Raw genomic sequence first — 21,312 nt, 5'->3', positions numbered from 1 at the left:
CCGCCGAATGCAGTGCGCCGTTCTGGAAATAGCTGTCACTGTTGCAGCCGAGCGCCATCAGCATGCCCTGCCCGATCGCGACGGCGTCCGCGCCGAGCGCCAGCGCCTTGGCGACGTCGGCTCCCGTCCGTATGCCGCCCGATACGATCAGCTGCACCTGCCCTTTCATGTTCAGATCTTCGAGCGCGTCCACCGCCTGGCGCACCGCGGCCAGCGTCGGAATCCCCACGTTCTCGATGAAGCAGGTCTGCGTGGCCGCGGTGCCCCCCTGCATCCCGTCGATCACGACCACGTCCGCGCCGGCATGCACGGCGAGCTTGACGTCGTTGAACGTGCGGGTCGCCCCGACCTTCACATACACGGGCGTGTTCCAGTCGGTGATTTCGCGCAGTTCCTGGATCTTGATCGCCAGGTCGTCGGGACCGGTCCAGTCCGGATGGCGGCTCGCCGAGCGCTGGTCGATGCCGGCCGGCAAGGTGCGCATCGCCGCCACGCGCGGATTGACTTTCTGCCCCAGCAGCATGCCGCCGCCGCCCGGCTTGGCGCCCTGGCCGATCACGATTTCGATGGCGTCGGCACGACGGACGTCGTTCGGATTGAAGCCGTAGCGCGAGGGCAGGCACTGATAAACCAGCGTCTTCGACGAGCGGCGCTCCTCCTGGGTCATGCCGCCGTCGCCGGTGGTCGTGGACGTGCCCATCGCCGTCGCGGCCTGACCGAGCGCCTCCTTGACGTTCGCAGAGAGCGCGCCGAAGCTCATGCCCGCGATCGTGACAGGAATATCCAGCACGACGGGTTTCTTCGCGAAACGGGTGCCGAGCACGGTCTGGGTCGAACACTTCTCGCGGTACCCTTCGAGCGGATAGCGCGACAGCGAAGCGCCGAGAAACAGCAGGTCGTCGAAATGCGGCACGTGGCGCTTCGCGCCCAGACCGCGAATCTCATAGAGACCTCGCTGCGCCGCCGAGTGGATATAGTCGATCGTCTTGCGGTCGTAGCCATGTGACTCTTCGTGCTGCAAACGAACGAACTGAACGGGTTTGGCATCCATGGGGAACCTTGTCGGAGAGCGTGTGTTCAATATTCCTGGTTCGCGTCTGCGTTCCAGTGATAGAGCGTGCGTGCGGAGGCGATCCGCTTGAAGGACGACGGGTCGTGGTCCAGCCCGGCGGCCGCGAGCAACGTGCGCACGGCGTCGATATCGGCGTCGCTCATCGGCTCGTACTGCGCGTCCGCGCCGAGCGATTTCACCTCGCCGCGCACGTAGAGCACCGCTTCGTAGAGCGAATCACCCAGCGCGTCGCCCGCGTCGCCGCATATCACCATGCGGCCCGCCTGCGCCATGAAGGCCGAGAAGCTGCCCACGGAGCCGCCCACCACGATGTCACCGCCCTTGAGCGAGATGCCGCAGCGCAGACCCGCATCGCCGTCGATCACGAGCAGTCCGCCGTGCGCGGAAGCGCCCGCGCCGTTGGAAGCGAAGCCGCGCACATGCACCTTGCCGCTCATCATGTTCTCGGCGACGCCCGTGCCCGCGCTCCCCTCGATCACGATCGTCGCCTGCTGGTTCATGCCACCGGCGTAGTAGCCCGCGTGGCCCTGGATCGTCACGTGCAGGTCGGCGTCCACGCCCACGGCGATGTTGTGTGCCCCGTTCGGCGACGTGACGGCAATGCGCTGCCCTGCCAGCACCGCAGCGTCGCCGTGCAGGTACTGGTTCAGGTCGCGGACCGTCCGCGCATCGAGGTCGAAAGCGAGGTCGAAACTCAGGCTTTCCATACGTACATCTCCTCGGGAGCGGGTTCGAAGACCTTCGCGTTGCGGATATCGGGCAGATGCGCGAGCGAGCGAAACTCGGAGGCGATCGCGACGTAGTCGTCGTTCTCCGCGACCACGGCCGGCTTGCATGCGAACGGATCGCGGATCAGCGCGAGTTCCGTCGTCGTGCCCATCAGGAACGTGTAGAAGCCGTCAAGCTCCTCGAAGCCCTTTTGCAGCGCGTCGGGCAGCGGGTCGCCTTCGCGCAGGCGCCATTCGAGAAAGCGGCATGCGGCTTCGGTGTCGTTGTCGGTATCGAAGTGGATGCCGAGCGGCTCCAGCTTGCGGCGCACGCCATACGGATTCGACAGCGATCCGTTGTGCACGAGGCAGAAGTCCTCTCCTGCCGTGAACGGATGCGCGCGGTCCGGCGTGACGGCCGATTCCGTGGCCATGCGCGTGTGGCCGACGAGGTGCGAGCCTTTGAGATTCCCGAAGTCGTAGCGCGCGGCCACCTCGGCGGGCGAGCCGATGTCCTTGTAGAGATCGATCGAGCGCCCGGTGGAAAGCAGATAGAGCTTCGGATAATGCTCGCGCAACCACGCCTTCACGCGCCCGGCGTCGCCCTGAACCGTGAGTACGGCGTGATTGCCCTTCACGTCGAAGCGCGCCGAGACGTCCATGGCACCATTCAATGCGTCGGCGAGCGCGGCCCAGGGAAACTGCGCGCCCTCGTCCGTGAAGCCCGCGTAGAGGCTCAGCTTGCGCTGGCTCGCCCCCACTTCCCTGCCGAACACCGCGAGCCCCGCCGAATCGGGTCCGCGCTCGGTCATGCCGATCAGCATCGGCACCATCAACTCGCCGAGCCGCTCGCGTAGCGCCGGTGTCTTCACCAGCAACCCTACGATTCCGCACATCGTGTGTTCTCCTTAGAAAAATTCGAGGTAGCTCTTGAGTTCCCAGTCGGAAACGTGCCGCATGTATTCGAGCCACTCCATGCGCTTGAGCTTGAGGAACTCGCCCGCCACCGGGCCGAGCGCCTCGCAGATCAGCGTGTCCGCTTCGAGCGCGTCGAGCGCCTGCTCGAGGTTTTGCGGCAACACCGCAATGCCGTGCGCGGCAAGACGCTCCGACGACCACTCGTAGAGGTTTTCGTTGGCGGGCGTGCCTGGATCGAGTTCACTCTCGATGCCATCGAGGCCCGCCGCAATCACGGCGGCCGTTGCGAGATACGGGTTGCAGGAGCCGTCCGGCAGACGCAGTTCGATGCGCTCGCCCGGCATGCGCACCATGGTCGAGCGGTTGTTGTCGCCATAGCTCACGTAGGCGGGCGCCCACGTTGCGCCGGTGAGCGAGCGCCCCACCACGAGGCGCTTGTATGAGTTGACGGTCGGGTTGCACAGCGCGGTGAGTGCGGGGGCATGCTTGAGCAGGCCCGCGGTGAACTGGTAGCCAAGCTTTGAGAGTCCCATGCCGAGCGGATCGGTGGCGTCGGCGAACAGGTTGCGCTTGCCGTCGCCAATCGAAACGTGCATGTGCATGCCATTGCCGGGCCGGTTCGCGAACGGCTTCGCCATGAACGAGCAGATCATGCCCAGTTCGTTGGCGATCTCCGACGCGGCCATCTTGAAGAACACGTAGTGATCGCACGACGTCAGGCAGTCGGTGTACGTGTAGTTGATCTCGAACTGGCCGTTGGCGTCCTCGTGATCGATCTGGTAGACGTCGATGCCCACCGCGCGCAGCGCTTCGGTGAGCCGCTCGAGGAACACGCGCGTGCGCGACAGCCCCTTGTAGTCGTAGCACGGCTTCGCCAGCGTGTCGCTGGGGTCGCACGGTTCGAGGGTTCCGGCAGCGGAGCGGCGCAGCAGCGAGAATTCCGGTTCGAGCCCCGTGAAAAGGGTCCAGCCGCGCTCGGTCAGGCGTGCGACCTGGCGCTTGAGCGTGACGCGCGAATCGAAGGCCCACGGCTCGCCATCCACGTGCCCGTCGCAGACGATGCGCGCGAGGCCCGGCTGCCACGGCACGGGCGTGAGCGTCGCGAGATCGCCGACCGCCATGAAATCGGGGCCGTTCGGCTCGATGCCGACACCCCAGATCGCGAATCCCGCGAAGCCCGCTCCCGCCTCGAGCACCGTCTTCAAATGCGCGACCGGCACCGACTTGGCCTTTGCGACACCATGGATGTCGACGAACTGCGCCAATACGTACTTCACGCCCTGCTGAGCGAGCCAGCGCTGAGCGTCGTCGGCCGAGCCAAAGCGCGGCACGCTTCCCAGCTCGTTGACCGGCAGCTTTGCATCATTGAGATTCATCTTCACTCCTTGCAACTCATCCACGGTTGAAAGAGCGGTGCGCCCGACTTCATGTCGGTTACCGAGGCGGTTCGGCCGTTGCGGGGAAGGGTGGCCGAATCGCGCGCTCGTACTGCGCACACGCATAAGTTCTCTACATGCAACTTAATTTCCTGCTATGAAACACCTGGCGCACACGCGTGCCCGATGCCTGCTGCGGTTCTGCCTTTGAACGAGGCCATGCATGCAAACGGGGACGACAGAAAAGCACCACTTAAACGCTATCTTTCGATTTTCATCTATCAGCCAGGAACTGCGAAATGAGCCGCAAGCCCCGCCATTTCTCCTGCGCTACCTCTACGCAACGTTCGTGCCATGTTTATCAACATGAATCAAATATTCCTGTTGAGAAACACGCCGCGGGCACGCCAGCCCTCTCTGCCTCGCGCTCCTGATTCGCCCGCATTGCCGTTTGCCTGCTGACGGTGCGCGGTTTTCCTGCCTGCTGAGCGCCACTGCACTGAATCGGGACGCGGGCTTACGCTCGAGTATCAGAAATACTTATGAAAGCGCGGACGTTGGTGCGAGCGCCCGCACCGCGTCGAGCGTTGCACCGACCATGCGGGCAAGCGTGGGCTGCATGGCTTCGGCACGTTCCACCGCGTAGTCGAAAGGCGCGCGTTCGTTCATGTAGGTGGACTGGCACATCTCCAGTTGAACCGCATGAATCCCGCGTTCCGGCGCGCCGTAGTTGCGCGTGATGTAGCCGCCCTTGAAGCGGCCGTTCGCTACCGAAGTAAAAGGACTCGCCTGCATCGCATCAACTGCGGCCCGCCGCACCGCGCCCGCGCAGGTGCGCCCGTCCTGCGTGCCCAGGTTGAGATCGGGCAGCTTGTCGTCGAACAGGCGCGGCAGCACGCTCGCGATCGAATGCGCCTCCCACAGCAGCACGTTCGCGTGACGCTCGCGCAGCCGCGCAAGCTCGGCCGCGAGTGCGTCGTGATACGGCTGCCACCATTGCGCGACGCGTGCAGCGCGCTCGGCCGCGTCGGGTGCGCAAAGGCCTGTAGACGGGTTCGCCGCGGAACGTTTCCTCGCGGTACAGGCCCGTCGTCGTCTGACCCGGATAGCGGCTTTCATCGTTGGGCGGCCGGTTCCGATCACATAGCGCGACACGCGCGCACCGATCAACGTCGCGCCAGGCTCGCGCACGAAGGCACATAAACGATCCAGATGCCAGTTGGTATCGGCGACCGCGAGCGCTTCATCCGTATACAAATGGCGCAGTGACGGGGGAATCCACGCGCCCACATGCGGAATCGATACGACCAAAGGCGTGTCACCGCGCTCCAGCGAGAATAGTTCGGGCATCTTCATACTCCTCTCGTGCACCCCTCATCGATCCCGCCTCTCACACCGCGAGGAAGGGCTGTCAAGTTGAGGTCGATGGGCGCCTCGCCAGATCTCATGATGGGCTCCACGAATGACTGCGCGACTGACGCCGGCCGCCGTGCGCCCGGTCCCCGCATGATGCCGCCCTGGGCGGCAGACACGCGGAGGATCAGCGATCGCGGTTGTGAACCATAAGTTCGTCTAATACAGAAAATTGGCGCCCACCGGGGACGCAGAATTTGCCCCATCGTTCACCCACGGGGGCCCCATGAGCCACTTTGACTATGTCGTGATCGGCGCCGGTGTGATTGGCGCATCCGTCGCCCACCATCTCGCCGCGCTCGGCGCGAAAAGCGTTCTCGTTCTCGATCAGGGCACGATCGGCGCCGGCACCACCTCACAGTCCTCCGGGCTGCTGCGCACGCATTACTCGGTGCGCCAGAACGTCGAACTCGCCCGCGCGTCCTGGTGGGCCTTCAACAATTTCGCCGACTATCTCGGCGACGACGAAGCCTCCTGCGGTCTCGTCAAATGCGGCTATATGATCAGCGCGCCCGAAGGTGACAAGCTCGATCCGCTGGCCGCCTCGCTGCGCGCGCAGCAGGACATGGGCATCGAAGTGCAAGTACTCGACCGCCAGGCGGCGCAGGCGCGCCTGCCGATCGCGACCTTCGACGACGCCGCGCTGATCGGCTTCGAGCCCGAAGCCGGTTTCGCCGACGCCTACCTCGTCGCAACGAGCTTCGCGCGCTCCGCGCGCCGCCAAGGCGTAAAGATCATGGAAGGCGTGCGCGTAACCGGCCTCCTGCGCGAAGGCCGCCGCGTGGTGGGCGTGGAAACGACGGCAGGCCGCTTCGGCTGCGGCACACTAATCAGCACGCAGAACATCTGGACGCCCGAACTCGCCGAGTGGATCGGCGTGCCGCTGCCGGTGAAGCCCGAGCGCCATACCGTGCTCGCGCTCGAATGCGAGGCCGCGCCCTACACCTTCGCGATGCCCGCGTTCAAGGACCTCGGCTCGCCGGGCATGCTCTATTTCCGCAGCTACGGCGGCAGCCAGATGCTGGTCTCCGAAGGCGTGGTAGGCGAAACGCTCAACGCGCCCGAGACCGAACAGGGCGAGATCTCGCTCGACTATGTTGCGGAAGTGGGCGCGCAGGTGGCTGAGCACTTCCCCGCTTACGAAGCCGCCGGCCTCGCTTCTTCGTGGACCGGCGTGTACGACGTCACGCCCGACTGGAACCCGGTGCTCGGCAGCGTTGCCGACGTGGCAGGCCTTACGGTGGGCTTCGGCTTCTCGGGCCATGGCTTCAAGCTCTCGCCTGGCATCGGCAAGCTGCTTGCGCAGCACGCGCTGGGTCTGCCCACCGACGTCTCGCTCGAACCGTACGCGCTCGAACGCTTTGCAAGCGGCGCGCTGCTGACCGGCAAGTACGGTCTGGGCGCAGTGTCGTAACGCCAACGCGCGATGTGCTGTCGCATGCAAACAGGAGACAACTGATGACTGTCCGCATTCTGGTGCCCGTCAAGCGCGTGGTCGATCCGAACGTGCGCGTCCGCGTGAACGCCGCCGGAGCCATCGAAACGGCGGGGCTCAAAATGTCGCTCAATCCGTTCGACGAATGCGCGCTCGAAAAAGCGCTGCAACTGAAGGAAGCCAGTGTGGCCTCGCATGTTACGGTGCTGACCTGCGGGCTGCCCGCGCACCAGGACGTACTGCGCACCGCCCTCGCGATGGGCGCCGATGATGCCGTGCTCATCGACACGGACGCAGCCACGGCCACGCTCGATTCGCTCGCCGTCGCGCGCCTCATTGCGGCGCATATGAAGGACGCCGATTACGGTCTCGTGCTGTGCGGCAAGCAGGCCATCGACGGCGACGTGGGCGGCGTAGCCGCAATGCTCGCCGCCCTGCTGGGCTGGCCGCAGGCGCTCAATGCGAGCGCGCTCGACGCCATCGACGGCGGCTGGCGCGTGAACTGCGGCGACGATACGGGCACGGCGACGTGGCAGCTCGACGGCCCCGCCGTGGTAAGCGCCGATCTGCGCCTGGCCGAACCGCGCCGCGTGACGCTGCCGAGCATCGTCAAGGCAAAGCAGAAGCCGCTCGCCACGCGCGAAGCCGCCTGGCTCGGCGGCGTGTCGAACGCCCATAGCCACGTGCTGAAACTGAACGAACCGGCCGTGCGCGAGCCCGGCGTGAAGGTGGACGGCGTCGAAGCGCTGCTCGCAGCGCTCGCCGATCGACGCGTATTCGAAACCGTGGGAGCTTGACTATGAGAACGCTGGTCCTGGCCGACACCGATGTGGGATCGATTTCCGATGTCACGCTGCGCGTGATGGGCGCGGCGCTGCAACTTGGGCAGCCCGTCGACATGCTCGTATTCGATGCGTCAAGCGCGCCAGCGGCGGCGCGTGTGAATGGAGTCGAGCGCGTCCTGGTCGCATCCGCTGGCGCAGTCGATACGCTCGCGCCCGAAACAATCGCGGCGCAATTGCTCGCCCTCACCGGAGACCACTCGATGCTGCTCGCCGCGCATCGCGCCTCCGGCCGGGCTGCGCTGCCGCGCGCGGCAGCGCTCTCCGGGGCTGCATTCATCGCCGACGTCGTCGCCGTTCGCGAGCGTACGCAGTTCGTGCGCGGCCTGTATGCGGGCAGCGTGATCGCGACGGTGACGAGCGCCACGGCGCGCACTTATGCGAGCGTGCGGCCCTCGTCGTTCGCGCCCGTCGCGGCGCACGGAGGTGCCGCTCAAGTCATTGCGCTCGCACCTATCGCACCGTTTGCAGCCACGCGCCTCGTCGTGCGCCACGCCGCCGCGCAGAGCGGGCAAGACCTCGGCAGCGCGCGCGTGGTCGTTGCGGGCGGACGCGGCCTCGCCTCGCAGGAAAACATGGGGCGTCTCGGCAGGCTTGCCGACAAGCTCGGCGCGGCGCTCGGCGCCTCGCGCGCCGCCGTGGATGCCGGCTATGCGCCGAACGCCGCGCAGGTCGGACAAACCGGTCGCAGTGTCGCGCCCGACGTGTATGTGGCGTTCGGGATCTCGGGGGCGATCCAGCACCTCGCGGGCATGAAGGACTCGAAGTTCATCGTCGCCGTGAACAAAGACCCTGACGCACCGATTTTCTCGGTGGCCGATGTGGGGCTCGTTGGCGATCTGTTCGATGTGGTCGGCGCGCTCGAATCTCGCGTGCAGGGTGCGCAGACATGTGTATGAACGCACGCATACCCGCTCCTTCTGCGCACGCCAGCGCCGCCGAAACCTGCTCAGTGCGTTTGATCGACTGCATGCGCGTGCCGCCCGAACCCTGGGCCAATGGCGGGGGCACGACGCGCACCCTCGCGCGCAGTCCAGAACAGCACGGCGCCACGCCATGGCGCGTGAGCATTGCGACGCTCGTCGGTCCGGCGAAGTTTTCACAGTTCGCTGGCTACGACCGGACGCTCCTGCCCATCGACGACAACGCAATTGAGCTGCATTCGCAGGACGGTCAACTGCTCGCGCGCGGCGGCGAGCCGGTGCACTTTTCCGGCGATCTGCACGTGTGGGTCGTGAATCTGCCCGCGCGGCCCATGAATGTTCTCAACGTCATGTGCAAGCGCGGCGCATATCGCGCGCGCGTGAGCGTCGCGGCGCATTCACTGCATGTGACGCCGGCTCCGACGCATCTGCTCGTTAGCCTCGCCGGGCAGTGGAACGTGGAGAGCGCGTTGTTGCGCGGCGTGACGCTGGCACCGCTCAACGCATTGTGGGTCAGCGGGCGGCCAGAGGAACTTGCGCTGCGCCCTTCGGGCCCTGGCGCGCAGTTGGCGTCGATCGCCATCGAACCGGTTACGGCCGAAACACAGGGACTTCTTCGATGATGCATCAAGGGGAGGCGCTCATCGCGCGATACGGCCCACGCGAGTCGATGGAATACGACGTGGTGATCGTCGGCGGCGGCCCCGCCGGGCTGTCCGCGGCGATCCGCCTGAAGCAGCTGGCCGCCGAAAAAGGCGCTGAAATTGGCGTCTGCGTGCTGGAGAAAGGCTCGGAAATCGGGGCGCATATCCTCTCGGGCGCGGTCATGGATCCGCGCGCCCTCAATGAGCTGATTCCCGACTGGAAGGAACAGGGCGCGCCGCTGAACGTGCCCGTGACGGAAGATAAATTCCTCTTCCTCTCGGAAACGGGCGCGAAGTCCGTGCCGAACTGGGCACTGCCCGACAATTTCAAGAACCACGGCAACTACGTCATCAGCCTCGCGAACGTCACGCGCTGGCTGGGCCAGCAGGCCGAAGCGCTGGGCGTGGAAATCTTCCCGGGCTTTCCGGCCGCCGAAGTGCTCTATAACGACGATGGCTCGGTCAAGGGCGTCGCCACCGGCAACATGGGCGTGGGCAAGGACGGGGAGCCCACCGAGAACTTCCAGCTCGGCATGGAGCTGCACGCGAAGTACACGCTGTTCTGCGAAGGTTGCCGCGGCCACCTGGGGCGGCAGCTGAACGAGAAGTTCAAGCTCGGCAAGGACGCCGACCCGCAGGTCTACGGCATCGGCATCAAGGAACTGTGGGAGATCGATCCCGCGAAGCACCAGCCGGGCCTCGTGATCCACACGGCCGGCTGGCCGCTCGAGAGCGACACCTACGGCGGCTCGTTCCTGTACCACACCGACAACAACCAGGTGATGGTGGGTTTTGTCGTCGGTCTCGCGTACCAGAACCCGTATCTCTCGCCGTTCGAGGAGTTCCAGCGCTACAAGACGCACCCGGAAATCCGCAAGTATCTGGAAGGCGGCAAGCGCGTGTCGTACGGCGCGCGCGCGATCACGGCGGGCGGCCTGATGTCGCTGCCGAAGCTCGTGTTCCCGGGCGGCGCGCTCGTGGGCGACGATGCGGGCTTTCTGAACGCCTCGCGCATCAAGGGCAGCCACGCGGCAATCAAGACCGGCATGCTGGCTGCGGACGCCGCATTCGAAGCCGTGCAGGCCGGCCGCCAGAGCGACGAGCTCGCCGCGTACCCGGAAGCGTTCAGGCAGTCGTGGCTCTACACGGAACTTTACAAGGCGCGCAACTTCAAGCAGTGGATGAGCAAGGGCCTGTACCTGGGCACGCTGATGGTGGGCATCGAGCAGAAGCTGCTGGGCGGCAACGTGCCGTGGACGCTGCATCACCAGCATCGCGATCACGAGATGCTGAAACCGGCGTCGCAGTGCAAGCCGATCGAGTATCCGAAACCGGACGGCAAGCTTACGTTCGACCGGCTCTCGTCGGTGTTCATCTCGAACACGAATCACGAGGAGAACCAGCCTGCGCACCTCACGTTGAAAGACGCGAGCGTACCCGTGAACGTGAACCTGCGCACCTACGCGGGCCCGGAAGCGCGCTTCTGCCCGGCCGCGGTGTACGAGTTCGTGAAGAACGACGATGGCAGCGACCGCCTGCAGATCAATGCGCAGAACTGCGTGCACTGCAAGACCTGTGACATCAAGGACCCGACGCAGAACATCGTGTGGGTCACGCCCGAAGGTGGCGGTGGTCCGAACTATCCGAACATGTGATGTACGGTGCGCTCGCGAAAGAGGTACCTCTTCATGACGATTGATTCGTACTTATTGACCGGTGATCGTCATGGTGCGGCATCTCGACCGCACCATGGAGAAAATGATGAGTACACTTAAGGAAGAGAGTCCGCAGATACTCGCGGGAGGGCTCAGCGAAGGTGCTGGATTGCAGCGCAAGATTGGATGGGCGGGCGCGTTTTGGGTGGCGAGCGGCGTCCCGGCACTGGTGCTGTTTTCTATCGGCTCGATCGCGGCCACGGTTGGCAAGCCATCGTGGATCATCTGGGGCGTGTCCATCTGCTTCGGCCTGATTCAGTCGTTTTCGTACGCGGAAATCGCCGGCCTCTTTCCGCACAAATCGGGCGGCGCGTCGGTCTACGGCGCGATCGCGTGGGTGCGCTACAGCAAGCTGCTGGCGCCGCTTTCGGTCTGGTGCAACTGGTTCGCGTGGTCGCCCGTCCTCGCGATCGGCTCGGGCCTCGGCGCGGGCTACGTGCTCAGCATGCTGTTTCCCGCGAACGCCGCGATCAACACGTGGCAAATCACACTCGTCGATCTCGGCTGGCTCGCTAGCGGTCTCTCGCTGCGCATCAACGCCACCTTCGTGATCGGTGCGGTCATCCTGCTCGCAACCTTCGCCGTCCAGCATCGCGGCATTCTGCAGGCGGCACGGCTGCAGATGATCCTCGCCGTTTCCGCGCTGCTGCCGCTGCTGCTCGTGGGCCTCTATCCGATCCTTACCGGCGACCTGCCGCGCGCGCATCTGCTGCCGCTCTATCCGCTCGCGAAAGATGCGGCAGGCCACGTGATCGACGGCGCGTGGGATATCTCCGGCGTCCAGTTGATGGCGGGTGGCTTGTTCATCGCCGCGTGGTCGACCTACGGCTTCGAAACCGCCGTGTGCTACACGCGCGAGTTCCGCGACCCACGCCGCGATACTGTGAAGGCAATACTCTATTCGGGCCTGCTGTGCCTCGTGTTCTTCACGATGGTGCCGCTCGCGTTCCAGGGCGCGCTTGGGCTCGGCCAGCTCGTCACGCCTGAAGTGAAGGATGCTGCGGGCAACGTCACACAGGCCGCCGTCTACGACGGAATTCTCTCGCCCGGAATCTACAGCGGTATGGGCGTAGCCGAGGCGATGGCGCAGATCGTCCACGCCGGCACGACCGGCGCGCTCATTCTCAAGCCAATGCTCGTGTTCGCGCTCGTGCTCGCTATCATGACATCGATGGCGGGATCGTCACGCACGCTGTATCAGGCGTCCGTCGACGGCTGGCTGCCGAAATATCTTTCACACGTGAACGAGAACGGCGCGCCCACGCGCGCGATGTGGACCGATCTCGCGTTCAACCTGTTTCTGCTGCTGATGTCCGACTACGTGGTCGTGCTGGCGATGTCGAATGTCGGCTATATCATCTTCAACTTTCTGAATCTCAACGCGGCATGGATTCACCGGCTCGATCGCCGCAACTGGGTGAGGCCGTTTCGCGCACCAAACTGGGTGCTCGCGCTCGGCACGCTGCTATCGTTCGTCAACCTCGCACTCATGGGTCTCGGCGCCGACGTATGGGGCAAAGGCACGCTGATTTCGGGCACCGTCTTCGCCGCGTTGATCGTGCCAGTGTTCCTGTGGCGGCACTACGTCACCGACAAGGGGCGCTTTCCCGACGCAATGCTCAGCGACATGGACCTCGTCTCACCCACGCTCGCAGCGCCCGAGCGACGAGCGGGCTGGCTGCCGTACGGGGCGATCGCGCTGGGCGTCGCCGTGGTGTGCGTGACGCACTGGATCTCGCCGTGACGTTCGCCGCGCGGCGCCTTGACCACGCTTGAAGTCACGCTCGGAAACGAAGCGGGGCGCACGGTCGACAATGACTGTGCGCCCCGTATTCGTTTGTGTTTTCTACGGACGCATCGCCGGCGCGCCGGCCGCCCTCAATCACGCTCACCGCGCGCCTTCCCTCACCTCGAAGATCGCACCTTCAATGCCGAGCACCTCGCTGCCTTCGGAATAGATGCCTACCCCTCTTTCCAACACCAGTTTGATCGTGTCGTCCGCACAGCGGATGCGATAGCGGAGCTCGAACGGCACGCGTTCGGCAAGCGCCTCCTGCACGCCATACCAGACATAATCGGCGAACTCCGGCAGGATCAGTTGGCTAAAGCTGTGCTCGTGGCTGTCGACGAACCACTCTGGCGGATAACCGGTGAGCGCCTCGCAGCCCGCGCTCACGATCTCCATGGTCCACGAGCGGTTGTTGCGGCCGCGATAGAGCAGTCCCGGCATGCCGTCGAGCAGGCCGAGCACGCCGCGCAAGCGCGCTTCGAGTGCGTTGGCGCGCCGCTGCTCCTGCGTGACGTCGACGAGCGAGAGGTAGTACGAGGCACCCTCGCGCGCCACCGTGCAGTCGAACCAGCGCAGATCGCCCGCCGGATGGAGTAGACGCAGGCGCGAGCGAGCGGCCATCCCATCGTGTCCGTCGCGCGCATCGCGCAGCAGCGCCTGCCAGCATCCGCGGTCTTCGGGATGCACGTCGCGCCCGAATGGCAGGCCCGCGCACGCGGCCGACATGGCGCGCGTCCAGGCCGCATTGGCGCTGCGCACGATGCCGTCCATATCGAGTATCAGAAGCGGCACCGGATAAGCATCGAGCGCGGCCCCCGCCACGTGTACTTCATCGAAACCGCTTGCCAGCGATACCATAGCGGCACTCCTAATGTCGCGCGAGCGCGTCGCGATGCACGCTCGCGGCCAACTCCAGCCGTGAGCGGACGTCGAGCTTGCGCAGCAGATTCTTCACGTACACCTTCACGGTGCCTTCGCTGATGTCCAGATGCCGTGCGATCAGCTTGTTGCTCAAGCCCTGCGCGATGAGTGCGAGCGTTTGCGCTTCGCGCTCAGTCAAGGCTGCGCGGCACGGCGGCAGCGCGGCATTTGCCTCGCCATGCCGCGCTCCTTCGTCGGCGAGCAAGTCGCGTACGCCTTCGTCAAGCGTCACCATTCCGTTCGCGCAATGGCGTACGTAGGTCAGCAGCACGTCGGGCTCGGTTTCCTTGAGCACGTAGCCGTCGGCGCCGAGGCGCAGCGCAGCGAGCAGTTCCGCACGTTCGGTCGACGCTGTCAGCACGACCTTCCGACAATCCACACGCAACTGGCGCAACTCGTCGAGCACCGTGAGGCCGCCGAGCCCCGGCATGTGCAGGTCGATCAGCACCATCTCGGGGTTGAGCTCTCCCGCGAGCGTGATGCCGAGGCGCGCATTCGACGCCTCGCCCACTACGACGAACTCGCCGCTCGCGTTGAAGAAGTCGGCAAGCCCGCGGCGAAAGAGAGGATGGTCGTCAATCAGCAGCAGCGTAGTTGGGGTCACCCGTTGTCTCCTTTCAGTCCGAGGTCGGGCACGACGAGGCGCACGCGCGTGCCGCCATCGATCCCGGCGTTGTCAATGTCGATCTGTGCGCCGATCGCTTGCGCGCGCTCGCGCAGGATGTTCAGGCCGTGATGACTCGCGTCGGTCGAGGCGCGCGTGAGCCCCACGCCATCATCGGTTACGGCGGCGCGCAGCGCGCCGCTGGCATCGGCGGAAAGCTCGACCCACGCATGGCGCGCATGCGAATGGCGCACGACGTTCGAAAGTGCCTCGCGCACGATCTGCAGCACGTGCAGCTCAACGTCGGGCTCGAGCGCGAGGTCGGGCACGCGGTTGTCGATTTCGAACACGACGTTCGAGCGACGCGCAAATTCCCCCACCGATCCGGCGATCGCCTCACGCAGAGAGCGACCGTCGTGCGTGAGACGCGCCGACGTGATGAGTTCGCGCACCTGGCGCTGCAAGCGCGTGACGAGAGAGCGCAATTCACCCACCAGCGCCTCTGAGACCTCTGAGCGGCCCATTTGCTGCTGGATCTGGCTGACGACGAACGAGATGACGCCGAGCTGCTGCGCGACGGAGTCGTGCAGTTCACGCGTGAGCGCGCGGGCGGCATCGCGTTCCGTGCGGCTCTCGCATGCGGCGAACTCGCGCAGACCGCCAAACAGCGTGGCGGCGGTGCCGAGTTCGGCGGCGAGCATCGCGGTGATGGCATTGTCGCCGTCATGAAGGCGCGCTGCGGACTCCCGCAGATCGAGCGTGAGCGCGCGCCGCCCCATGCGTGCAACGAGCCAGTGCCGGCCCTGCAGGCGGCACGCGGCGCACGCGGCACTCGATGTTGTCGAAGCCTGTTCCGCTCGCAGCGCGCAATCCGCGTCGACAACACGGCTGCAGATCGCGTCAGTTTCTCCGGGTGCATCACCGTCTTCGTGCAAACGCGCGCGGCTGCCGGGCACTTCGGCTTCCACGCGAGCGAGCCATGCGGCCGTCGCTTCGCGCCAGCCCGCGCCTCCCAGCAGTGCCTCGACACATCCAAGCAGCGCGTCGCGCAAACGCGCACCACCCGCCCACGCGCCTGCTACGTTCAACTGACCGAACTCGCGTCTCGACGACATGATCCCTGCCCGGAACAAATGGACCAGGTGATGCAAGCTCCATGCCATCGCGACCACGGCCGCGCCGTTACCTCGAAAGGCTTACCTCGTCTTCAGGATTGAGCGCCGATTACTGGCAGGGAACCATGTTGCAAAGGAAGAAGACGCTGTGCGGCACGCAATATCGCCTGCAAGGCTTCAGGCACAGACGCCCGACGTTCGCCCGCGCCCCGCAATTACGCATGCGCCGCACAGCGAAGCCGCCCCGTTGCACCGTTTTGAACCGCACCGAGCCGACCATGAACCAGGACATCGACACGCAGTTACCCGCCGACCGCCTGCCAAGCGCACCGAATTACGGCGTGCTCGCGCCATGCGGCGAGGCGCATTTCCATCTACTTGTCGTGCAGCACGGCGCGCTCGACGCCGCCGCGCCCCATCTCGCGCATTTCGCACCACACGCGGCGCGCTTGCTCGTCCTCACGATGGAGCATGCAGACCCAATCGGGACATTGGACGCGTTCGACATTGAAACGCGCTGCTGCGAAACCGAAGCAGCGCTTGCCGACGAACTCTTACGCGCATTCGGCAACTGCGCGCCGGGGACGCGCCTCTATATCGCGGGCGACGAAGCGTTCATATGGCGCATCCAGCATCGCGCGCTGGCCGCAGGCCTCGAACGCGACGAGATCGCTGCGATGGCGATAGGGGCGACGCGTGCCGTCTACTGCGTCCATTGCGCGAGCACGCGCGACTACGCAGCCCGCGACATGCGCGAAGAAAAAGAAATGGACGATAGCGTCACCTGCCTGTCGTGCGGCGTGCGCCTCGCCGTGCGGGGCCACTTCTCCGAGCGCCTCGGTGCATGGCTGGCCGTGTGCGCCGACGCTGATCACCCTTACGCCCAGGAGCGCGCATGAACACACTCGAAGTGGAAGTCAGCACCGCGCGCATGCTCACACCACTGGTGCGCGAACTCACCTTCAGGAACGTTGCGGGCCGCCTGCCTGCGTTCTCGGCGGGCAGCCACATCCAGCTCTGCATGCAGACCGGATCGCGTGAAGTGCGCAACGCCTACTCGCTCGCCTGCGATCCAGCCGACACGCGCACATGGCGCATTGCCGTGCGCCGCGCCGACGCTTCACGCGGCGGCTCCGCGTTCGTACATGCCGCGATCGAGCCGGGCATGACGCTGCGCGTAACGCGGCCCGCCAACCTCTTCGCGCTGCATGCGCTCGCGCGCCGTCACGTACTGATCGCGGGCGGCATCGGCATCACGCCGTTCGTCGCCCACAGCTACGAACTCGCGCGGCGTCACGCCGATTTCGAATTGCACTACGCGTTGCGCGCGGGTCGCTCCGACGCCTATGCCGACGAATTGCGCGCTCGCCTGGGCGACCGCTTTCACGCCTACGACACCGGTTCGCGACTCGACGTACACCGCGTGCTCGCGGCGCAGCCGCTCGGCGCCCATGTCTATGTGTGCGGTCCGCAATCGCTGATCGACGCCGTGCGCGACGCTGCACGCGCGCTCGGCTGGCAGGCACGCCGCGTCCATACCGAAGCCTTCGCCGCACCTGCGCCCGGCGCGCCGTTCACCGCGGTGCTCGCGCGCAGCGGCCGGCGCATCGACGTGCCCGCGGACCGCAGTCTGCTCGAAGCGCTCGAAGACGCGGGCGTGGCCGTCCCCAATCTGTGCCGCGGCGGCGTGTGTGGCCAATGCGCGACGCGCCATCTAGAAGGCGGCGTCGAGCATCGTGACCACTTCCTCCCTGCCGGCGAGCGCGCGACGCATCTGATGCCCTGCGTCTCGCGTGCCTGCGGCCCCTCGCTTTCCCTCGACTTGTGAGCCCGCGTCCATGAGCGTCCTGATCAAGCCCGCGCAATCCTTTCGCAACGACTTCAGCTTCACCAACAGCGCGAAGGCCATTGCCCGCTTTCCATTTCCGTTTCCCGAGGACCGCTACCAGTATTCGGTCAACATCGAGCCGGCCGCGCCGCGCGAACCCGGCTCCGTGTTCGAGCACCTGTTCGACATCGACGAGCATTACCGCTCCGAAGTGGCGGAACGCGCACTCGTGCTCGAAAACGATCCGCGCCGCGCGATAGTGATGCCGCACATGCAGAGCGCGTCATGGGATGCGCTCGAGCTGATCATGGAGCATCTGGCAGCCGACTATCCCGACTGGTTCGCGCTCGAGCGCGACGAAGATCGCTGGCAATGGACAAACCACGCGCTCGGCATCGAGCAGACATTTCGTTTCAGCGACGAAAGCACGCTACCCTACGCGCCGCTCGAATACATCGCGCGCCAGACGCAAGGCGATTTCGCCCTGCTCGACCAGCGCGATGGCGATCTCTTTATGGACGCGGGCGTGATCACCAGCCCCGCCGACTGGTCCCTCGCTTTCGACGCAGGCATGAGCTTCAAGCAATGGCATGCGCCCGTGCCGCTCGCGCATCAGATGGGCGTGTTCGAACGCGCGCTCAAGTATCTGCTTGCCATTCAGGCAGGCGCACCGGTACGGCGGCTGAACTGGACGTTGACGGTGCATCCTCGTCTCGACACGTCGCCAGAAACGTATCACGAATGGGGCCGCGACCGCGGCATCGTTACGGCTCACAACGCGGGCGAGCTGGTGCATCTGCGCGTCGAACTGCAAACGATGGCGCGCCTGCCGCGCAGCCATGCATTGATGTTCAGCATCCGCACGTATCTGTGCAGCGTTGCGGATATCTGCACGAACGCCGCCTGGGCTCAACGACTACATCGCGTACTGCGGGATCTGCCCGCCCCCATCGCCGACTACAAGGGCATGACGCGCTACCGCCCTGCACTCGTCGAATGGCTCAGCCAGTTCGACCGCTGAGGATGCCGCGCATCTTCTTGACTCACGACTTTCCTCACAGGAGCTGAACATGGCCAATTCATGGCGTATTTCCGCGCTCGCTGAGCGCCACCGCGCGCTCGGTTCGAAGCTCGAAGACTGGAACGGTATGGGCACCGCATGGACCTATGCGAGCGACCTTGCCGACCATCACGAAGCGATCCGCACTAAAGCTGGCCTCATGGACGTCTCGGGCCTCAAGAAGGTGCATTACGTGGGTCCGCACGCCGAAAGCCTCCTCGACTGGGCAACGACGCGCGACATCGGCAAGCTCTATCCGGGCAAATCGGTCTACGCGACGATGCTCAACGAAGACGGCAAGTTCATCGACGACTGCATCGTCTATCGAACGGGTCCGAACGCCTTCATGGTCGTGCACGGCGCGGGAACCGGCTACGAACGGCTCGTGCGCTCCGCGCAGGGCCGCCAGGTGGCCGTGCTCTTCGACGACGACCTGCACGATCTCTCGCTGCAGGGGCCCGCGGCCGTCGATTTTCTCGCGGAGCACGTTCACGGCATTCGCGATCTGCCCTACTTCCATCACTTGCAGACGCGGCTATTCGGGCGTCCCGTGACGATTTCGCGCACCGGCTATACGGGCGAACGCGGCTATGAAATCTTCTGCAAGGCCGCCGATGCGCCGCTCATCTGGGACACCATACTCGAGAAAGGCGCACCGTTCGGAATCGTTCCTTGCGGGTTCACCGCGCTCGACTGGCTGCGCGTCGAAAGCTATCTGCTGTTCTTCCCGTACGACAACTCGGAGATGTACCCGTTCGCGAACGAAAAGGCCGGCGACACGCTCTGGGAACTGGGCCTCGATTTCACGGTCTCGCCCGGCAAAACCGCGTTCTGCGGCGCGGGCGAGCACGCACGCCTCGCGGGCAAAGAGCGCTTTCGCATCTACGGCGTGGAATTCGAGGCGGCGAAGGCAGCCCAGGCGGGCGACACGCTCTGGCATGCGGGTGACCAGGTGGGCGTGGTGACCTGCGCCATGTATTCGCGCATCACGAAGCGTTCGCTCGCGATCGCACGCCTCGACGTGGTCGCCGCGCAGCCGGGCTTCGCGCTGGAAGTGCGCGGCAGCCTGGCGACCACGGCGCACGCCGCGCCTCTGCCTTTCGATGATCCTGAAAAGAGCAAGCGCACGGCGATCGGCTAACGATCCGTGATGAGCCGCGCGAGCGGCTCATTCCACCGAACACTATGGAGTCCAAAGCGTGACATCGCAATTCATTCTCACCGTTACATGCCCGGCCACCTCAGGCATCGTTTCGGCGGTTACGTCATATCTCGCCGACTCGGGCTGCTATATCAGCGAGCTGGCTCAATTCGACGACGAAGCCAGCGGCACCTTCTTCATGCGCGCCGTGTTCCGCTTCAACAGCGGCGTAAGCGGCGACATCGACAAGCTGCGCCGCGAATTCACAAGCGTCGCGAACGACTATCACATGCAGTGGAAGCTTGTGAGCGCGAGCGAGCCCATGAAAGTGCTACTGATGGTCAGCAAGTTTGACCACTGCCTGACCGATCTGCTCTACCGATATCACAAGGGCGAGCTGCGCATGCGCATCACGGCGATCGTCTCGAACCATCTCGACTTGCGCCCGATGGTAGAGCGCGAAGGCATCCGCTTCGTCTATCTGCCCGTGAGCGCCGATACCAGGACGCAGCAGGAAGCGGAGCTGCTGCGCCTCGTCGACGAAACGAACACCGAGCTCGTCGTTCTGGCGCGCTACATGCAGATACTTTCGAACGATCTGTGCCAGCAACTCGCGGGCCGCGCGATCAACATCCATCATTCGTTCCTCCCCGGCTTCAAGGGCGCGAAACCCTACCACCAGGCGTTTGAGCGCGGCGTGAAGCTGATTGGTGCGACGGCGCATTACGTGACCTCCGATCTCGACGAAGGTCCGATCATCGAGCAGGAAGTGCAGCGTGTCGACCACGCGCTGCGGCCCGATGATCTCGTCGCCATCGGACGCGATACGGAAACCGTCGCGCTTGCGCGCGCGGTCCGCTACCACACCGAACATCGGGTGTTCCTCAACCAGACCCGCACGGTGGTGTTCCGATGAACACAGCTCGCGTGATCGATGGCCGCGCCGCTGCGCAACAGGTCCTCGACGAAGCCGCGCGCGACACGGCCGTACTGTGCGATTCAGGCGTCCAGCCGTGCCTCGCGGTCGTGCTCGTCGGCGACGATCCGGCCAGCGACGTCTATGTGCGCAACAAGATCCGGCGCGCGCAAGACGTGGGCATCCGCTCGATCGAGCACCGCCTCGATGCCGGAACCAGCGAAGACGCGCTGCTCGCGCTCGTCGCCCGCCTCAACGCCGATCCGAAAGTGCACGGCATTCTGGTGCAGATGCCCCTGCCCGCCCAGATCGACGCCGCCGCCGTGATCGAAGCCATCGCCCCGGACAAGGACGTGGACGGCTTTCATCGCGAGAACGTGGGCCGTCTCACGCTGGGCGAGCCCACGCTCGTGCCGTGCACGCCCGCCGGCTGTCTGCTGTTGCTGCATCAGACGCTCGGCGATCTTGCAGGCAAGCACGCAGTGGTGGTGGGGCGCTCAAACATCGTCGGCAAGCCGATGGCAGCGCTGCTGCTCAACGCGCATTGCTCCGTGACCGTGCTGCATTCGCGCAGCGCGAACGCCCGCGAACTCTGCCGCGCCGCGGATATCGTCGTGGTGGCCGTGGGCCGCGCGGGCTTCGTCGACGCGTCGTGGATCAAGCCCGGCGCGGTGGTGCTCGACGTCGGCATCAATCGCGTCGTCGAGGGCGGCCAGACCCGGCTGACCGGCGATGTCGACCACGCAAGTGTCGCGCAGGTCGCGGCCGCACTCACGCCAGTGCCCGGCGGCGTCGGTCCCATGACGATCGCCTGCCTCATGCGCAATACCGTGCTGGCGGCGCGCCGCCAGACGCCGTCTTTCGCTCTTTCGCCCCTTCCCACGAGGTAAATG

Annotated in this window: 20 protein-coding genes; 12 read left to right on the top strand and 8 right to left on the bottom strand. The window is 65.3% G+C overall.

The window, feature by feature from the left end:
- The 5 genes from BMI01S_RS30355 to BMI01S_RS30335 form a co-directional block, all read right to left on the bottom strand.
- Positions 1-1,051 (bottom strand): FMN-binding glutamate synthase family protein (locus tag BMI01S_RS30355; protein ID WP_042291652.1); only part of this gene is annotated, 1,051 nt, incomplete at its 3' end.
- 26 nt (positions 1,052-1,077) lie between these two features.
- Positions 1,078-1,779 carry a GltB/FmdC/FwdC-like GXGXG domain-containing protein gene (locus BMI01S_RS30350; RefSeq protein ID WP_042291649.1) on the bottom strand — a complete coding sequence of 234 codons (702 nt, stop codon included), beginning with the start codon at positions 1,777-1,779 and terminating at the stop codon, positions 1,078-1,080.
- Positions 1,767-2,675, bottom strand: a complete 909-nt coding sequence (locus tag BMI01S_RS30345; RefSeq protein ID WP_042291646.1) for a class II glutamine amidotransferase — start codon at positions 2,673-2,675, stop codon at positions 1,767-1,769. Before BMI01S_RS30345 ends, BMI01S_RS30350 begins: the two co-directional genes overlap by 13 nt.
- Positions 2,676-2,687: 12 nt before the next feature.
- Positions 2,688-4,073 (bottom strand): type III glutamate--ammonia ligase, encoded by a 1,386-nt coding sequence (gene glnT, locus BMI01S_RS30340; protein ID WP_042291642.1) that lies wholly within the window; start codon positions 4,071-4,073, stop codon positions 2,688-2,690.
- Between the two features lie 540 nt (positions 4,074-4,613).
- Positions 4,614-5,423 (bottom strand): N-formylglutamate amidohydrolase, encoded by an 810-nt coding sequence (locus BMI01S_RS30335; protein ID WP_161635583.1) that lies wholly within the window; start codon positions 5,421-5,423, stop codon positions 4,614-4,616.
- Between the two features lie 289 nt (positions 5,424-5,712).
- Between BMI01S_RS30335 and BMI01S_RS30330 the strand changes: the two genes are divergently transcribed.
- The 6 genes from BMI01S_RS30330 to BMI01S_RS30305 all read left to right on the top strand — a co-directional run bounded on the left by BMI01S_RS30330 (position 5,713) and on the right by BMI01S_RS30305 (position 12,789).
- The gene (locus tag BMI01S_RS30330) at positions 5,713-6,900 is read left to right on the top strand and encodes an NAD(P)/FAD-dependent oxidoreductase (RefSeq protein ID WP_028232957.1); all 1,188 of its coding nucleotides are present in this window, start codon (positions 5,713-5,715) and stop codon (positions 6,898-6,900) included.
- 44 nt (positions 6,901-6,944) lie between these two features.
- Positions 6,945-7,718, top strand: a complete 774-nt coding sequence (locus BMI01S_RS30325; RefSeq protein WP_028232956.1) for an electron transfer flavoprotein subunit beta/FixA family protein — start codon at positions 6,945-6,947, stop codon at positions 7,716-7,718.
- A gap of 2 nt (positions 7,719-7,720) precedes the next feature.
- Entirely contained in the window at positions 7,721-8,662 is a 942-nt protein-coding gene (locus BMI01S_RS30320) for an electron transfer flavoprotein subunit alpha/FixB family protein (protein WP_028232955.1), read from the top strand.
- Complete coding sequence (locus BMI01S_RS30315) at positions 8,659-9,309, top strand: HutD/Ves family protein (protein ID WP_042291637.1); 651 nt, start codon at positions 8,659-8,661, stop codon at positions 9,307-9,309. Before BMI01S_RS30320 ends, BMI01S_RS30315 begins: the two co-directional genes overlap by 4 nt.
- The gene (locus BMI01S_RS30310; protein WP_156123882.1) at positions 9,309-10,985 is read left to right on the top strand and encodes an electron transfer flavoprotein-ubiquinone oxidoreductase; all 1,677 of its coding nucleotides are present in this window, start codon (positions 9,309-9,311) and stop codon (positions 10,983-10,985) included. Before BMI01S_RS30315 ends, BMI01S_RS30310 begins: the two co-directional genes overlap by 1 nt.
- Positions 10,986-11,088: 103 nt before the next feature.
- Positions 11,089-12,789, top strand: a complete 1,701-nt coding sequence (locus tag BMI01S_RS30305) for an APC family permease (protein ID WP_244145388.1) — start codon at positions 11,089-11,091, stop codon at positions 12,787-12,789.
- A 144-nt stretch (positions 12,790-12,933) separates the two neighbouring features.
- Here the strand turns inward: BMI01S_RS30305 and BMI01S_RS30300 are convergent, their stop codons facing one another.
- The 3 genes from BMI01S_RS30300 to BMI01S_RS38300 are packed head-to-tail and all read right to left on the bottom strand — an operon-like array spanning position 12,934 to position 15,474.
- Complete coding sequence (locus BMI01S_RS30300; RefSeq protein ID WP_036046607.1) at positions 12,934-13,692, bottom strand: PAS domain-containing protein; 759 nt, start codon at positions 13,690-13,692, stop codon at positions 12,934-12,936.
- Between the two features lie 10 nt (positions 13,693-13,702).
- Positions 13,703-14,359: a response regulator gene (locus BMI01S_RS30295; RefSeq protein ID WP_028232466.1), complete on the bottom strand. Its 657-nt coding sequence runs from the start codon at positions 14,357-14,359 to the stop codon at positions 13,703-13,705.
- Entirely contained in the window at positions 14,356-15,474 is a 1,119-nt protein-coding gene (locus BMI01S_RS38300; RefSeq protein ID WP_051381547.1) for a sensor histidine kinase, read from the bottom strand. The genes BMI01S_RS30295 and BMI01S_RS38300 overlap by 4 nt, the downstream gene beginning before the upstream one ends.
- Positions 15,475-15,752: 278 nt before the next feature.
- On the opposite strand from BMI01S_RS38300, the gene BMI01S_RS38295 reads away from it, so the two are divergent.
- Genes BMI01S_RS38295 through BMI01S_RS30260 form a run of 6 tightly spaced genes read left to right on the top strand, consistent with a single transcriptional unit; the run spans position 15,753 to position 21,309 of the window.
- Positions 15,753-16,373 (top strand): dimethylamine monooxygenase subunit DmmA family protein, encoded by a 621-nt coding sequence (locus BMI01S_RS38295; protein ID WP_154671411.1) that lies wholly within the window; start codon positions 15,753-15,755, stop codon positions 16,371-16,373.
- Complete coding sequence (locus tag BMI01S_RS30280; RefSeq protein ID WP_028232467.1) at positions 16,370-17,302, top strand: PDR/VanB family oxidoreductase; 933 nt, start codon at positions 16,370-16,372, stop codon at positions 17,300-17,302. Before BMI01S_RS38295 ends, BMI01S_RS30280 begins: the two co-directional genes overlap by 4 nt.
- Before the next feature lie 10 nt (positions 17,303-17,312).
- Positions 17,313-18,323 (top strand): heme-dependent oxidative N-demethylase family protein, encoded by a 1,011-nt coding sequence (locus BMI01S_RS30275; protein ID WP_028232468.1) that lies wholly within the window; start codon positions 17,313-17,315, stop codon positions 18,321-18,323.
- A gap of 49 nt (positions 18,324-18,372) precedes the next feature.
- A complete protein-coding gene (locus tag BMI01S_RS30270; RefSeq protein ID WP_028232469.1) occupies positions 18,373-19,503 on the top strand; it encodes an aminomethyltransferase family protein in 1,131 nt (376 codons plus the stop codon).
- Between the two features lie 58 nt (positions 19,504-19,561).
- Entirely contained in the window at positions 19,562-20,419 is an 858-nt protein-coding gene (purU, locus tag BMI01S_RS30265) for a formyltetrahydrofolate deformylase (RefSeq protein ID WP_028215536.1), read from the top strand.
- Positions 20,416-21,309, top strand: coding sequence for a bifunctional 5,10-methylenetetrahydrofolate dehydrogenase/5,10-methenyltetrahydrofolate cyclohydrolase (locus BMI01S_RS30260; protein ID WP_028232470.1), 894 nt, complete (start codon positions 20,416-20,418; stop codon positions 21,307-21,309). Before purU ends, BMI01S_RS30260 begins: the two co-directional genes overlap by 4 nt.
- The last annotated feature ends 3 nt before the right edge of the window (positions 21,310-21,312 follow it).

Source organism: Paraburkholderia mimosarum LMG 23256 = NBRC 106338, assembly GCF_000739815.1.
In the GTDB taxonomy this organism is placed as follows: Bacteria; Pseudomonadota; Gammaproteobacteria; order Burkholderiales; family Burkholderiaceae; genus Paraburkholderia; species Paraburkholderia mimosarum.
The sequence above is the reverse complement of the archived record's forward strand: the minus strand, read 5'-3'. Positions and strand labels throughout refer to the sequence as shown.

What these genes read in the sequence shown, in the direction of transcription:
- BMI01S_RS30350 (WP_042291649.1), bottom strand. Translation starts at nt 1,779, where the DNA reads ATGGAAAGCCTGAGTTTCGACCTCGCTTTCGACCTCGATGCGCGGACG.
- BMI01S_RS30345 (WP_042291646.1), bottom strand. Translation starts at nt 2,675, where the DNA reads ATGTGCGGAATCGTAGGGTTGCTGGTGAAGACACCGGCGCTACGCGAG.
- glnT (WP_042291642.1), bottom strand. Translation starts at nt 4,073, where the DNA reads ATGAATCTCAATGATGCAAAGCTGCCGGTCAACGAGCTGGGAAGCGTG.
- BMI01S_RS30335 (WP_161635583.1), bottom strand. Translation starts at nt 5,423, where the DNA reads ATGCCCGAACTATTCTCGCTGGAGCGCGGTGACACGCCTTTGGTCGTA.
- BMI01S_RS30330 (WP_028232957.1), top strand. Translation starts at nt 5,713, where the DNA reads ATGAGCCACTTTGACTATGTCGTGATCGGCGCCGGTGTGATTGGCGCA.
- BMI01S_RS30325 (WP_028232956.1), top strand. Translation starts at nt 6,945, where the DNA reads ATGACTGTCCGCATTCTGGTGCCCGTCAAGCGCGTGGTCGATCCGAAC.
- BMI01S_RS30320 (WP_028232955.1), top strand. Translation starts at nt 7,721, where the DNA reads ATGAGAACGCTGGTCCTGGCCGACACCGATGTGGGATCGATTTCCGAT.
- BMI01S_RS30315 (WP_042291637.1), top strand. Translation starts at nt 8,659, where the DNA reads ATGAACGCACGCATACCCGCTCCTTCTGCGCACGCCAGCGCCGCCGAA.
- BMI01S_RS30310 (WP_156123882.1), top strand. Translation starts at nt 9,309, where the DNA reads ATGCATCAAGGGGAGGCGCTCATCGCGCGATACGGCCCACGCGAGTCG.
- BMI01S_RS30305 (WP_244145388.1), top strand. Translation starts at nt 11,089, where the DNA reads ATGATGAGTACACTTAAGGAAGAGAGTCCGCAGATACTCGCGGGAGGG.
- BMI01S_RS30300 (WP_036046607.1), bottom strand. Translation starts at nt 13,692, where the DNA reads ATGGTATCGCTGGCAAGCGGTTTCGATGAAGTACACGTGGCGGGGGCC.
- BMI01S_RS38300 (WP_051381547.1), bottom strand. Translation starts at nt 15,474, where the DNA reads ATGTCGTCGAGACGCGAGTTCGGTCAGTTGAACGTAGCAGGCGCGTGG.
- BMI01S_RS38295 (WP_154671411.1), top strand. Translation starts at nt 15,753, where the DNA reads ATGAACCAGGACATCGACACGCAGTTACCCGCCGACCGCCTGCCAAGC.
- BMI01S_RS30280 (WP_028232467.1), top strand. Translation starts at nt 16,370, where the DNA reads ATGAACACACTCGAAGTGGAAGTCAGCACCGCGCGCATGCTCACACCA.
- BMI01S_RS30275 (WP_028232468.1), top strand. Translation starts at nt 17,313, where the DNA reads ATGAGCGTCCTGATCAAGCCCGCGCAATCCTTTCGCAACGACTTCAGC.
- BMI01S_RS30270 (WP_028232469.1), top strand. Translation starts at nt 18,373, where the DNA reads ATGGCCAATTCATGGCGTATTTCCGCGCTCGCTGAGCGCCACCGCGCG.
- BMI01S_RS30260 (WP_028232470.1), top strand. Translation starts at nt 20,416, where the DNA reads ATGAACACAGCTCGCGTGATCGATGGCCGCGCCGCTGCGCAACAGGTC.